Annotated in this window: 16 protein-coding genes; 9 read left to right on the forward strand and 7 right to left on the reverse strand. The window is 59.2% G+C overall.

Going from position 1 to position 13,068, the window contains the following annotated elements; translation table 11 throughout:
- Positions 1-84: 84 nt before the first annotated feature.
- Positions 85-750, forward strand: coding sequence for a DUF2971 domain-containing protein (locus GYM47_RS03410; RefSeq protein WP_153842120.1), 666 nt, complete (start codon positions 85-87; stop codon positions 748-750).
- A gap of 217 nt (positions 751-967) precedes the next feature.
- Positions 968-1,198 (forward strand): type II toxin-antitoxin system CcdA family antitoxin, encoded by a 231-nt coding sequence (locus GYM47_RS03415; protein ID WP_231125502.1) that lies wholly within the window; start codon positions 968-970, stop codon positions 1,196-1,198.
- 72 nt (positions 1,199-1,270) lie between these two features.
- Here the strand turns inward: GYM47_RS03415 and GYM47_RS03420 are convergent, their stop codons facing one another.
- Together GYM47_RS03420 and GYM47_RS03425 are read right to left on the reverse strand one after the other, a co-directional pair.
- Positions 1,271-1,588, reverse strand: coding sequence for a CcdB family protein (locus GYM47_RS03420; protein ID WP_153842121.1), 318 nt, complete (start codon positions 1,586-1,588; stop codon positions 1,271-1,273).
- Positions 1,588-1,833, reverse strand: a complete 246-nt coding sequence (locus GYM47_RS03425; protein ID WP_039180194.1) for a type II toxin-antitoxin system CcdA family antitoxin — start codon at positions 1,831-1,833, stop codon at positions 1,588-1,590. The genes GYM47_RS03420 and GYM47_RS03425 overlap by 1 nt, the downstream gene beginning before the upstream one ends.
- Positions 1,834-1,956: 123 nt before the next feature.
- On the opposite strand from GYM47_RS03425, the gene GYM47_RS03430 reads away from it, so the two are divergent.
- Positions 1,957-2,919, forward strand: a complete 963-nt coding sequence (locus tag GYM47_RS03430; RefSeq protein ID WP_153842122.1) for a ribonuclease Z — start codon at positions 1,957-1,959, stop codon at positions 2,917-2,919.
- A 41-nt stretch (positions 2,920-2,960) separates the two neighbouring features.
- Here GYM47_RS03430 and GYM47_RS03435 read toward each other — a convergent pair whose 3' ends face one another.
- Together GYM47_RS03435 and vapB are read right to left on the reverse strand one after the other, a co-directional pair.
- Positions 2,961-3,383 carry a hypothetical protein gene (locus GYM47_RS03435; RefSeq protein ID WP_153842123.1) on the reverse strand — a complete coding sequence of 141 codons (423 nt, stop codon included), beginning with the start codon at positions 3,381-3,383 and terminating at the stop codon, positions 2,961-2,963.
- Between the two features lie 114 nt (positions 3,384-3,497).
- Entirely contained in the window at positions 3,498-3,728 is a 231-nt protein-coding gene (gene vapB, locus GYM47_RS03440; protein ID WP_153842124.1) for a type II toxin-antitoxin system VapB family antitoxin, read from the reverse strand.
- Positions 3,729-3,826: 98 nt separating this feature from the next.
- On the opposite strand from vapB, the gene GYM47_RS03445 reads away from it, so the two are divergent.
- Positions 3,827-4,480 (forward strand): DsbA family oxidoreductase, encoded by a 654-nt coding sequence (locus GYM47_RS03445; RefSeq protein WP_153842125.1) that lies wholly within the window; start codon positions 3,827-3,829, stop codon positions 4,478-4,480.
- A 65-nt stretch (positions 4,481-4,545) separates the two neighbouring features.
- Positions 4,546-5,241, forward strand: a complete 696-nt coding sequence (locus GYM47_RS03450) for an aspartate/glutamate racemase family protein (RefSeq protein ID WP_153842126.1) — start codon at positions 4,546-4,548, stop codon at positions 5,239-5,241.
- A gap of 63 nt (positions 5,242-5,304) precedes the next feature.
- Here GYM47_RS03450 and GYM47_RS03455 read toward each other — a convergent pair whose 3' ends face one another.
- Positions 5,305-6,501: an E22 family MetX-like putative esterase gene (locus tag GYM47_RS03455; RefSeq protein ID WP_153842127.1), complete on the reverse strand. Its 1,197-nt coding sequence runs from the start codon at positions 6,499-6,501 to the stop codon at positions 5,305-5,307.
- A gap of 78 nt (positions 6,502-6,579) precedes the next feature.
- Positions 6,580-7,752, reverse strand: a complete 1,173-nt coding sequence (locus GYM47_RS03460) for a UbiH/UbiF/VisC/COQ6 family ubiquinone biosynthesis hydroxylase (protein ID WP_153842128.1) — start codon at positions 7,750-7,752, stop codon at positions 6,580-6,582.
- A gap of 96 nt (positions 7,753-7,848) precedes the next feature.
- Here GYM47_RS03460 and GYM47_RS03465 point away from each other — a divergent pair, with 96 nt between their 5' ends.
- On the forward strand, positions 7,849-8,715 hold the full coding sequence (locus tag GYM47_RS03465) for an NAD-dependent protein deacetylase (protein WP_153842129.1): 867 nt from the start codon (positions 7,849-7,851) through the stop codon (positions 8,713-8,715).
- Here GYM47_RS03465 and GYM47_RS03470 read toward each other — a convergent pair.
- Positions 8,712-9,365, reverse strand: coding sequence for a DNA-3-methyladenine glycosylase (locus tag GYM47_RS03470; RefSeq protein WP_153842130.1), 654 nt, complete (start codon positions 9,363-9,365; stop codon positions 8,712-8,714). The two genes, GYM47_RS03465 and GYM47_RS03470, sit on opposite strands and share 4 nt — an antisense overlap.
- Positions 9,366-9,435: 70 nt before the next feature.
- Between GYM47_RS03470 and GYM47_RS03475 the strand changes: the two genes are divergently transcribed.
- The 3 genes from GYM47_RS03475 (at position 9,436) to GYM47_RS03485 (ending at position 13,058) form a co-directional block, all read left to right on the forward strand.
- Positions 9,436-10,914, forward strand: coding sequence for a protein adenylyltransferase SelO (locus GYM47_RS03475; protein ID WP_153842131.1), 1,479 nt, complete (start codon positions 9,436-9,438; stop codon positions 10,912-10,914).
- 183 nt (positions 10,915-11,097) lie between these two features.
- Positions 11,098-12,144: a DNA polymerase IV gene (dinB, locus tag GYM47_RS03480; protein ID WP_153842132.1), complete on the forward strand. Its 1,047-nt coding sequence runs from the start codon at positions 11,098-11,100 to the stop codon at positions 12,142-12,144.
- Positions 12,145-12,248: 104 nt separating this feature from the next.
- Entirely contained in the window at positions 12,249-13,058 is an 810-nt protein-coding gene (locus tag GYM47_RS03485; RefSeq protein WP_153842133.1) for an alpha/beta fold hydrolase, read from the forward strand.
- Positions 13,059-13,068: the final 10 nt, after the last annotated feature.

A 13,068-nucleotide genomic window follows, 5' to 3' on the forward strand; every position in this document is an offset into this window, starting at 1 on the left:
ATCAGTAAATGATGAAGAGAGGCGGTGGAGACGGCTCGAAATCGGGTTTTCCTACAACCTCGTTAGGCTTCTTTATGGGGAAATATGAAAAATTCTGCTGGAAGATTGTATCGAATAATTAATTTCCATCATGCTGTTCAGGTTTTTGAAAAGGGCGAGCTTTTCTTTTCTCATCCATCGAAATGGGAAGATCCGTACGAAACCCGTCTTATTCATAGAGAGAGTCATAAAGTATTTTCGCAATGCTGGTGTAGCAACGGGGTTTCAGATGCCATGTGGCGAATTTACTCGCCTAACCACTTGGGCATCAGGGTAGGCACAAGTACTAACAAGTTAAGAGCTGCTTTAGAAAAGGGCATAAAGGGAAGCGCCAAGAAACTTCGAATGGATGATGTCTCTTACATTTCTCAGCATAGCCTTAATATGAAATCACAAAGCATCAGAGATCAACTCGAAGGGAGCTTCGATATTGATAAGTCGATCGATTTGCTATTCATGAAGCGAGACGCGTATGAGCACGAATCGGAATATAGAGTCGTTCTGATTGATGAGCAGCCACCTGAAGAGGGAGGTGGGGTTTCTGTAAGTATTAATCCACATCAAGTAATTGATAGCATACTTATTGATCCTCGTGCACCTAAAGAGCTAGCTGACGCCTTAGTTTTCTACTTCAAGGAAAAAATAGGGTTCAAGAAAAAATGTGAGAAATCTAGGTTGTATAAAACCCCAATGCCTCTGGTGGTAGATTGAAAATTCACAGCCTAACAATCACAGGCAACGGACGCAAAAATGCTACGTTCGTTCCTCACGTCACATTTTCCCGCCCCTGATGTGGGCATTATGCCGCCGAATCATGAGGTCTAGAGCGCGAAAAGACTTACCGTCGCGCAGGCTTGATGTGCAAGTAGTATGCGCATATTGTAGGTGCATTATTCCCCGCGAGGATTGAGCCATTCCTGCTCCTGAAGTGACGAAATCCCTCCGAAAACCAACCAACCTGTCGCTAGATAGCGCCCTTCTCAAAGAGGCAAAAGCTTTGGGGATCAATGTCTCACGGTCCGCAGGGGCGGGGATCGCGGAGGCTGTGAAACGGCATAAACAGAAGAAGTGGCTGAAAGAGAATGCCAACGCTCTGGCAAGCTCGAACGCATACGTTGAAGCCAACGGTTTGCCGCTCGCGCGGCACCGTCAATTCTGATGGCCCGCTTCGACATGAGCGTCTAACATGATGGCTTTGCCTCCATGAGGTTGCCGCATCATACTGCCAGTGTTAAAAGCCGGTGATCGCCAGGTCCAGAGCCCCGACAATTTGGTCTCTACAATGCGCGAGAGAGCCGATGGGATTCTGTAGATGTTTTTCAGGCACCGACGAAATCTGTGGCGTTAGCAGCAATAGCACCTGATCGCCAAAGCTGATTTCTGGAGTGAGTCCTTGCAGGGTGTCGTTGCCGAAGGCGGAACGGTTGCCCAACGGGATGACGATGCGAGTGGCCAGTTCGCTTAGCAAGCTGCTTTGAACATCCACAAGGTATGGGTAGTGCGCTTTGCTGGTTTTGCTTGGATTGGGGTATACATCGAACTGTGCCATTAAAATTCCCTGAATTCGTCGCCAAAACATCCGTGTTGTTCGACAAAATCGTTATAACTTTTTATCGCAGCTCGATTTTCTTCGACCCATCGTTGTGCTTCGCATTTGGCAAGCTCTTCTTTCAGCGCTCGCTCCAGGGTGGCAGACAAGTTAATGTTCAATTCACGTGTCCTGCGCAGCAGGTCGCTATTGATGGAGAGGTTCGCTGCTTTTTTAGGTGCGGCTGCATCGTAGAGTTCGGCCATCGTCGTCTCCTGGTGGCTCTTGATGTATCGCCTGATTTTATGCGCATGGTAATGCGCATTCAAGCACGCCTCGTTGCTTCGAACGTCACCCCTTCACGCTCATTGCTGACTCGCCAATAAGATATGAACCTACTCTTCCTCGGCACCTCCGCCGGTGTGCCCACCAAAACCAGAAACGTCTCCGGCATCGCCCTGCGCGAGAGCAAAGGCAAAGGCTGGTACCTGATCGATTGTGGCGAGGGCACGCAGCATCAGGTCTTGCACACCAAGCTGTCGTTCCATTCGCTGAAGGCCATCTTGATTACCCACGTGCACGGCGACCACTGTTATGGGCTGCCGGGTATTTTGGCCAGTGCGGCCATGGGCGGGCGCACGGCGCCGCTGACCCTTATGGCACCCAAGGGTATTCAAACTTGGTTGGAGGCGACGTGCGAGGTAACGCAGCTCAGCTTGCCTTTTGTGCTGGAATTCATCTGCTCGGACGAACTGCCCAGCGTCGAATTCGAGAACATGGCGGTAGAGACGTTTGCGCTTTCCCACCGCGTGCCGTGCTACGCCTATGCGTTCACCGAGCGCAACGTGGAGGCGGCTCTAGACGTGGATACATTAGATCGGCAGGGCATTCCCAGAGGGCCGTTGTGGGGACAGTTGAAGCAGGGCGTGGACGTAACGTTCGAAGGCAAGCAACTACGCAGCCAGGATTACCTGCTGTTCAAACACGCCCCCAGAAAGGTGGTGATTGCCGGAGACAACGACCGGCCCGAGCTGTTGGCGCAGGCGTGCGCTGGGGCGCAGGTGCTGGTGCACGAAGCCACCTACACCGAAGCGATGGCCGAGAAAGCTGGTGAGGTAGGGCATAGCTACGGCAAGCAGGTGGCGGCGTTTGCTCAAGCCATCAAGCTGCCCAATTTGGTGCTCACCCACTTCAGCCCCCGTTATCCGCTTATCTCCCATACCTCGCCTTCCATTGAGGATATTCGCACAGAGGCGCAAAGCGTCTATTCAGGCGCGCTCTACCTGGCGCGGGATTTTGTCGAATACAGCCTGGATAAGGCGGGGCAGTTGACAGAAGTGTCGAGCGAATAGCCCATGTCACCGTGCCATTTCTTGATATCCCAACGGGTAGATTAGTCGCGGCAATAGCCTTCGCCTGTTTTCACTACTAGGCAGTCTTCTTTTTCCAATAGCCACTTCATGCCGGTGGCTTCGCCATCGCCAGCTCGGAGCAAGTGTTGGCCGTCCTCGCGGTTGAAGCGAATACCCTCGGCGGTGGCCTGTCCCTCGAAGGTGCCGATTTGGTCGGCATCCAGGCCGTACTGCATTTCAAACAGATAGTGGCCCGGGCCTGCAGGCTCGTTCTTGCTGATGTCTAGAAATAACCCTTCAACGCCAATCCATCGGCCGACCCATTGGTCGGTTATCTGGTGGTGGGGCTCGCTTTGCTCGGTTGATGTACCTGCGTGCGGCGAGCCTGGTGCGGCGGTATTGCTGTTTTGGGCGCATCCGCTGATAAGTAATAGGGTGCTTAGAGCTAACGCGGTTTTGATCATGAGTATTGATACCTGCTGGGGGGGAATGGCCGTCTAAATCCAATTCCTACTCTAAGCTTTGATCACCTTTAATGGTAAACATGCAAATATTTATTATAAGCAAGTACTTAAGCATCAAAATGCCTCACGTTCCTGTTCATTTGGCTGCTCGCGTTCACTCATAAAGCCTGCACTGACACTTTCGCCATCAAACCAGCTGTCCCACGCTTCACCTACGGGGGCGATCAAGCGCGCGCGACCCAAAGCAATAACTTCAACGCGTTTAACGTTTTCAGGCAGCGCAAGGGATTTCGGCATGCGCACCGTTTGACTGCGTTTGCTTTTAAATACCGTTGCCTTTTCCATGGAGGTCCCCATATCTGTACTGCCGTTACTCACAATATACACGTACCATGCTTTCTTTAGTTTGATCGAATTTTGAGATATGTCGAAGGGATATATAAATGCAAAAGGTAAGAATCGACCTAGTCTCCGACGTGGCCTGCCCGTGGTGCGCCATTGGCTACCGGCGTTTGGAGCAGGCGCTAGAGACGCTCGAGAGTGAAATCGATGTCGAGCTGGTCTGGCAGCCCTTCGAGCTGAACCCTGATATGCCGCCTGAGGGCGAGCCGATTTTGGAGCACTTGTGCCGCAAATACGGCAAAGACGCGGCCACCATGCAGCAGTCCCAGCGCGAGATCATGGCCGCCGCCGAGGAGCTTGGCCTGAATTTCCGGGGTGCGCTGGAGCGCCGGGCGAACAACACCTTTGCCGCGCACCGGGTGCTGGCGTGGGCCGGAACCCAACACCAAGAGACGGCGCTGCAGTTGGCGCTGTTCGAGGCCTATTTCGGTGAAGCGAAAAATCCCGCTGACCCCGAGGTGCTTCGCGAGAAGGCCATCGAGGTGGGGTTGGACGGCGACACCGCCGAGGCCATCGCCCGCTCTGATCAGTACGCGGACGAAGTGCGTGAGGCCGAGCAGCGTTTTCGGCAGGCAGGGGTCAACGCCGTGCCTGCGTTCATTCTCGAAGGGCGTTATTTGATTTCAGGTGCCCAGCCTGCTGATGTGCTTGTGGATGCGCTGCGCCAAGTGGCCGAAGAGAACGCTAGCGGCTAAGGTTGCCGGATGAACGCTCATTCATAGGGCATCACCAGCGGCCCGCGAGCTTGAAGGGAGTCACGATGAAAACGATTGGCTTAATCGGCGGGATGAGTTGGGAGTCCACGCAAACCTACTATCGCCTTATCAACCAGCATGTGCGCGATGCGCTGGGCGGGCTGCATTCGGCCAAGGTGGTGCTGTACAGCGTGGATTTTGCCGAGATAGAGGCGCTGCAGCACCAGGGCGACTGGCAGGCCACCGCCGAGATACTGGGGGCAGCGGGTAAGTCGTTGGCCGCCGCCGGGGCCGATTTTCTGGTGCTGTGTACCAACACCATGCACAAGGTGGCCGAGCCGCTGGAAGCGGCGGTCTCTATTCCGCTTTTGCATATCGCCGATGCCACGGCCCAGGTGCTGCAACAGCAGGGCATTGGCTGCGTGGGGTTACTTGGGACGCGGTTCACCATGGAGCAGGCGTTCTATATCGAGCGCCTGCAGCGTCACGGCATCGAGGTGGTGGTGCCCAGCGAGCCACAGCGCGAGCACGTGCACTCGGTGATTTATCAAGAATTGTGCTTGGGCGTGGTGAAGGCAGATTCCAAAGCTGACTACCTGGATATCGTCGATTCGCTGGCTGAGCGCGGCGCGCAGGGCGTGATTTTAGGCTGTACCGAGATCGGCCTGCTGATCCAGCAAGCGGATACGAGCGTGCCGCTGTTCGATACCACTGAGATTCACGCAGCGCAGGCGGTGCAGTGGGCGTTGGAGCATGGTTAGTCAGACGCCTGTGTAGTGACATTTTTAAGCGCTGGCTTCTCAAAGAGGCCAGCGCTTTCTTTCTTACTGCAAAAACTCTCGCAGTGTATCGCTGGCTTGCTCGATGGAAACGACGCCATCTAGGTGGCCCCGGTTGCCTTCCAGCGTTTCCAAGGTGACCTCGGTGCCGTCGGATTCAATTAGCTCGGCGGTGCGGCGCACGCCCTCGGGGGCGAAGACCAAATCGTTCTCGCTATACAGCATCAGCGTGGGCGCTTCGATGGCGGCTAGGCCTGCTTCTAACGAGTCGCCGTGGCCTGCCATAAAGGTTTGGTTGGCGCGCACTAGGTAGAGCAGGTGGTTGGCATCTGAGAGCTTCGCCCGTGCGCCTGCGATGTCATCCAGGGTTTGCTCGATGGCGTAGCGGGCGTTGATATCCTGGGCGGGGTCGCGAGCGTCATCCGCCCAGTCGCGGTTGAACGCTTCATTGGCCCACTGCCAGTGGTTGGCATTGAGCGTGACCAGCTTTAGCGCCTCTTTTAGCCCCTCGGTGGGCGGCTCGCCATCGTAGTAGTCGCCTTCGTTCCAGTGGGCATCCAGGCGAATCGGCGCGGCCCAGGCACTTAGCGTGGCCAGCAGCCACGGGTCGGCCACGCCGCCGCCAATCACAGGAATCAACCGCTCGACCCGTTCAGGGTAAGCGCTGGCCCACTCGATGGCCTGCAAGGCACCCATGGAAGCGCCCATGACCGCATGCAGTGATTCGATGCCCTGGCTTTCCAGCAGGGCGCGCTGCACCTCGACAAAATCACGGATGGTCACGACCGGAAAATCCATGCCCCAGGGCTCGCCAGTATCGGGGTTAATGGAGGCTGGCCCGGTGGTAATAACGTTCGGGTCATTCGCCCCCAAGTTGACCAGCGTATCGGAAGAGATGATGTAGTACTCATCGGTATCCAGTGGCTTGCCAGGGCCAATGATGGCATCCCAGTAGCCTGTGGGCTCACCATCGGCGCTGTAGCGGCCTGCGGCGTGGCTGGTGCCAGAGAAAAAGTGGGTAATCAGAATCGCGTTGTCGCGAGCCTCATTTAGCTCACCGTAGGCTTCCCAGCCGATCGTCACGTTGGGAATCGTCTCGCCGCCCTGCGTGGTAAAACTCTCCATCTCGAACGTCTGCTTCTCGACTAGGCCATCCCAGGCCCATAAGGGCGTGGCCAACAGCAGGCCAAGGCCGGTAAACGAGGCGACCGCCACGAGCGTATAGGGTTGCTTGCGTCGCATGCGCTTTCCTTTTTTGAGGGATTATTGTGATTGTTTTAGGGCTGCTGATGGCAGCCCGCCCCCTCAGCATAGTCAGCGTTAGCCGATTTTAAACGGATTCAGCCCATTGGCCTGCTGCATCATCATGCGTTTGGCAAACGGCACGCGCTCAGCCAAGTGCAGGCTGAGATCGCCCAGTTGGCGCAGCGGTTTTGCGCCGGTGAACAGGTGGTGGAAGCTGTCGGTGGCGGCAATCATCGCTTGGTTGGCGAGGCGGCGCTGGCACTCGAAGCGGTGCAGGCTGATGTGGTCGCCGGGGTCGCGGCCTTTGATGATCAGCTCGGCCAGGGTGTCGGCGTCGTGCAGGCCGATGTTCAATCCTTGCCCCGCCAGCGGGTGTACCACGTGGGCGGCGTCGCCAATCAGCGCGAGGCGTTTGCCGATGTAGCGTTTGGCGTGCTGGCGCTTAATGGGGAAGCTGGCCCTCGCCACAATACGGGTGAGCTTGCCCAGGCGTTGGGGGAAGGTGGTTTCGATGGCGTGCTGGAGCGCGTTGTCGGAGAGCTGTTCGCGGGCTTTGGTGGCTTCATTGCTGTCGTACCACACCAGCGAGGCGCGCTGGCCGGGTAGCGGCAGCATGGCAATCGGCCCTTTGGGGGTAAAACACTGCCAGCTAACGTCCTGCTGGGGCAGCTCGGTCTCGACGTTAATGATCATCGCCCGCTGGTGGAAGTCGTAGCTGGTCACGCCAATGCCCGCCAGCTCGCGTAGCGTAGAGCGGGCACCATCGGCCCCCACGATCAGCCGGGCGCTTAGGGTTTTGCCGTTATCCAGCTCTAGCATGCGGGCGGTGGTGGCCGCCATGGTGCTCAGCGGGGCGCACTGGGTGTAGCAGGTCACGCTTGGCAGCGCTTCCAAGCGTTGCCACAGGGCGTATTGCAGGGCGCGGTTTTCGATAAAGATACCGAAGTCGTTCATGCCGCTCTCTTCGGCGGAGAACACGGAGTGGCCGGTGCCATCCTGATTGGCCACATCAATATGCCGGAACGGGCAGCAGCGCTCGCCGGGCAGTATCGTGCCGCTGGCTTTCACGAACGCCAGCGAACGGGCGTTGAGCGATGAAATACGCAGGTCGTAGTCGCCGCTGGCGGGTTTGGGGGCGCTACCGCGCTCGACGAGCCCCACGGAAATGCCCGCTTGGCCTAACCGTGCCGCTAGGGCCGCGCCCACCATGCCGCCACCGACAATAATAATCTCGTGATCCCACTGCATGAGAGGCTCCTTACTCCGCTATCGAGGGCACATTGCATGTGCTTATATTGTCATACAGTATCGTTGACTTGTCGCAGTGTTGCCTAGGGTGATCCATTGACGCAGGCCGTGGAAAGTTCAGAAAAACGCGAGAGCAGCCAGGTGGCCGGTGAAGCGCTGGCCGCGTTCATCAAACGCCACCCCAAACTCTGGGTGATTACCGGGGCGGGGGTGAGTACCGACAGTGGGATTCCCGATTACCGCGATGCCGATGGCCAGTGGAAGCGGCCGCCGCCGGTGCAGCACGGTGATTTCATGAGCTCCTTTGCCGTACGCCAGCGTTACTGGGCGCGGGCGCTGGTGGGCTTCAAAGCCATGCGCGAAGCCCAGGTGAGCGGGGCGCACCGAGCGCTTGCAGAGCTTGAGGCCATGGGGCATGTGGCGCTGCTGGTCACGCAAAACGTGGACCGCCTGCACCAGCGGGCGGGCTCGAAAAAGGTGATCGATCTTCACGGCAGAGCGGACGTGGTGGCCTGTATGGCCTGTGGCTATCAAATGATGCGCCACGCCATGCACAGCGAAATGGCGCGCATGAACCCAGCCTTTGCCGCGCTGGACGCCCACCACGCGCCGGATGGCGATGCGGATCTGGAAACCGATTTCTCCACCTTCAAGGTGCTGGATTGCCCGCGCTGCCAGGGCATCCTCAAACCGCAGGTGGTCTATTACGGCGATGTGGTGCCCCCGGCGCGTCGGCTGGCAGCACAGGCGGCGCTGCAGCAAGCCGATGCGGTGCTGGCGGTGGGGACATCGTTGATGGTCTATTCCGGCTACCGCTTCTGCCGGGATGCCCATGCCATGGGCCTGCCCGTGGCATCGCTCTCGCTGGGCGTGACTCGCGCCGATGAGTTTTTGACTCACCAGTGGCGCGCGCCGCTAACGCCGGTGCTGGAGCAGGCGGTTGCGTGCCTGAAGGGCGCTTAACGCGCTTTGGAGACCCACGGGTTACCTTCGCTCCAAAGCCGCCAAGGGGCGTCGCGGTCGGCGGGTTGGGCGTAATCGATGCCGACTCTTGGGCCGCTGGCAATCGCGCTGGGCGGGTCGCCAGACGTAATCCATAGCCCGTTCGCTTGATCGCTGTTCTGCGTCATATCGTGGCCGTAGAGGGCGTTGTCGATACGCAGCGCGCGGGTGAGTTTGCCGGGGCCGTTACACAGGTTGCGCCCCGCAACGCTGCGCCATGCGCGCATGGCAGGCTCGCCAATCACCGGTTCCACCGCGCGAATCAATACCGCGCAGGGGTTGCCTTCTGGCTGGGTGACCACGTTCAGCAGCCAGTGCATGCCGTACACCAAATAGACGTAGGCGTGACCGGGCGGGCCAAACATCGCCTCGGTGCGCGGGGTTCTACGCCGGTGGGCGTGGCAGGCGGAATCTTCCGAGCCGCGGTAGGCCTCGGTTTCCACGATGCGCGCGGCCATCAGCTCGCCATCCAGCTGGCGCACCAGCCAACAGCCCAGCAGGTCTCGGGCCACTTCCAACGTATCGCGGTTGTAGAAACCCAGGGGCAGGGGCGTGAGCGCCTCTTGCGTTATCGATGACTTAACAGGGGTTAACGCGTCTCTTTGCGGCATGCTATCGCCCATTACTTGAGTAAGCTGCTAGGGTATTCTTTAGGCCATTCATTGAAAAGCGGAGTTGCCCGTGCTGTCTTTCGAACATCAGTTCGCCACCTTGCCGGAACCCCTGTGGGTGGCGTGCCAGCCCACGCCCGTTGCCCAGCCCAGCCTGATCGCCTTCAACGATGCCTTGGGCGCGCAGCTAGGCATGCAAACGCGGCCCGACGACGCCACGCTGGCCCAGTGGTTCAGCGGTAACCAGCTACCGCCGGGTGCCGAGCCTAGAGCGTTGGGCTACGCCGGGCACCAGTTCGGTAACTTCGTGCCTCAGCTAGGCGATGGCCGCGCGCTGTTGTTGGGCGAAGTGGTGAACCAGCAGGGTGAGCGCCGTGATGTGCAGCTAAAAGGCAGCGGGCGCACGCCGTTTTCTCGCGGTGGCGACGGCCGTGCGCCCCTTGGCCCGGTGCTACGCGAATACCTGGTGAGCGAGTTCATGGCCGCCGTGGGCGTACCTACCACTCGCGCCTTGGCTGCCGTTTCAACCGGCGAACGCGTGGTGCGCCAAATGGCCGAGCCGGGAGCCGTGCTGACCCGCGTGGCCAGCAGCCATATTCGTGTGGGCACGTTCCAGTTTGCCGCCGTTCGCCGCGATGAAGACGCGCTAAAAGCGCTGGCCGACCATGTGATTGCCCGCCACTACCCAGAGGCGGCCAATGCTGACGATCCGTACCTGGCGCTGTTGGAGGCGGTGACCGCCCGCCAAGCGGCGCTAGTGGCGCGTTGGATGAGCTTGGGCTTTATTCACGGCGTGATGAATACAGACAACTGCAGCATTGCCGGTGAAACCATCGATTACGGCCCCTGCGCGTTTATGGAGCAGTTCGACCCGCAGAAGGTGTATAGCTCCATTGACCAGGGCGGGCGCTACGCCTTCGACAATCAGCCTGGCATTGCCCAATGGAACCTGGCTCGTTTTGCCGAAACCCTGCTTCCGCTGATGCGCGTTGAGGGCGATGCTGCGGTAGAGCAAGCCACCGAGGTGCTACGCGGCTTTACCGCTCGTTTTGGCGCCGAGCAGCGCCGCCTGCATGCCGACAAGCTGGGCCTTGCCCCGGAAAGCGATCGCGCCGTGGCGCTGATGGAAGCGCTAGAGATCCAGATGCATCAAGGCCGCATGGACATGACCGCGACGTTCGACGCGTTGACGCACTATGCTCAAGTCTTGAGCGCGGACACGTCAGCCCACTCCCAAAAAGAGGCGCTGCTGGCGCTGACCACGCAGCCCGCTGGCCTGACCGCTTGGCTGGCCGACTGGGAAAACGCCCAGCAAGCCAGCCAGCAGAGTGAGCGCCTGGAGGTCATGCGTCGCGCCAACCCGGTGGTGATTCCCCGCAATCACCGCATTCAAGAGGTCATCGATGCGGCGGTAGAAGGCGATTTCGCGCCTTTCCACACGCTGCTCGCGGCGGTCACGCAGCCCTTTGATGAATCCGAAGAAGCGCGCCGCTTGGCCGCTCCGGCCACGGAAAGCGAGCAGGTGTTGCGCACCTTTTGTGGTACGTGATTTAGACCAGCGAGTATGGGCGGAAAACCCGTAGCGGGGGTCTTTCGCCAGGGATGGCGAAAGTAGCGTCCAGGGAGGGATTCACAGCGCCCCCGCCTAGGGTTTTGCTGCTCATCAGCGCTGTAGCACACCCTGTGATAAACTGTGCTTTTTTACAGGTAAGGGCGGAGGCAAGGTCGGCCTGTGCGCAAAATCATCCACTGCGACTGTGACTGCTTCTATGCGGCGGTCGAGATGCGCGATAACCCCGCGTTGACCGATATCCCCATTGCCATTGGCGGCAGTGTGGAGCAGCGCGGGGTGGTTGCCACCTGCAACTACCCGGCGCGTAAGTTCGGTATTCACTCCGCCATGCCCATGGCCCAGGCGCTCAAACGTTGCCCCCATCTCACGGTGATTCGGGGCGATATGGCGAAGTACAAAGATGTTGCCCGCCAGGTGTTTGCCATCTACCGCGATGTGACCGAGCTGATCGAGCCGCTGTCGCTGGATGAAGCCTTTCTGGATGTCTCGGAGGTCACGCTGTACCACGGCAGCGCTACCCGCATGGCCGAAGCCATTCGTCAGCGGGTGAGGCAAGAAGTGGGTATTACCGTTTCGGCGGGCGTGGCACCCAACAAGTTTCTCGCCAAGATCGCCAGCGACTGGCGCAAGCCCGATGGTCTCTTTGTCATCACGCCTAACGATATCGACGCCTTCGTGCAGCAGCTGCCGGTGAAAAAGATCCACGGCGTGGGGCCGCGGACCGCTGAAAAACTCGCCGAGCTGGGCATTCAGACCGGCGCGGATCTGCGCGCCCGGCCGTTGACCGAGCTGGTGGAACGCTTTGGCCGCTTTGGTCATCGGCTACACGAACTTAGCCACGGGCGCGATGAGCGCCCGGTCAAAACCCACCGCGAGCGCAAGTCGATCAGCACCGAGCAAACCTACTCCCAGGATTTACCCACCCTAGACGCCTGCCGCCAGCAGCTCCCCGAGCTGATCAGCGATTTAGAGCGCCGTTACGCTCGCCTAGACCCGGCCCCCGCCGTGCGCGGGGTGATGGTGAAAGTAAAGTTCAACGACTTCACCCAAACCACTGTCGAACACGCCGACCCCGCACCTAACCTGGAGCAGTTTGAGACACTGCTCAACGTGGGCTGGGCGAGGGGCGCACGCCCCGTGCGCCTGCTGGGCGTCGGCTACCGCTTGGCGGAAGAAACCGCTGCCCAGCAGCTCTCGCTGTTTTAATTAGCCGGTTAATCCTTGGATGGATTGACGAGGTTCGGTGCCCGCGTTAAAACAGACGTATGATAGATAGCGCCCCTTCCCGTTAGCCGACCCGCGAGCCTGCCATGCCTGCCGATGCCACCCAACGCCCCCGCTTAGTGTTTGCCCATGCCAATGGCTTTCCCGGCTTGAGCTACCGCAGCCTGTTAGACCCACTGGCAGAATCGTTCGATGTCCACCCGCTGGACCGCCTGGGCCACCACCCGGATTATCCAGTGAACCATAACTGGAGCAACCTGGTGGATGAATTGCTCAGCTACCTGCCCGAGACCGACGCGCCACTGCTGGGCGTGGGGCACTCGTTGGGCGGCACGCTGATGGCCATGGCTGCCGACAAGCAGCCGGAGCGTTTTCGCGGTGTGATCATGCTCGACCCGCCGCTGATGCTGGGGCCGGATGCCTGGGCGATGAAAGCGGCCAAGCGCTTTGGATTGATGGATCGCATCACGCCGGCGGGTAAAACCAAAGGGCGTCGCAGCGTGTGGCCCAGTCGCGAGGCGATGGCGACCTCGCTGCGTCGCCGTGGTCTCTTCCGTCGCTTTACCCCCGAGGCACTCAACGACTACATTGAAGCAGGCACGCGACTACTGGACGACGGCAGCGCTGAGCTGACCTTCGACCCCAACATCGAGCTGGAGATTTTCCGCCACTTGCCGGATCACCTCTCCAAATTACCGCAGCGCGTGGGTGTGCCCATTCAACTGGTGGCGGGGCAGCAGTCGCACTTGATGACGCCGGGGCGGCTCAAGCGTATCGCTCGTCGCGGGCTGCCGGTCAGCACGGTGCCGGGGACACACATGTTCCCCATGGAGCATCCAGATGAGACGCGTACGGCCATACTGGCCGCGTGGCAGCAGTTTCGAACTGCGCCATAGAAACGATCGA

The sequence above is a fragment of the Vreelandella piezotolerans genome (assembly GCF_012427705.1).
Taxonomy (GTDB): domain Bacteria; phylum Pseudomonadota; class Gammaproteobacteria; order Pseudomonadales; family Halomonadaceae; genus Vreelandella; species Vreelandella piezotolerans.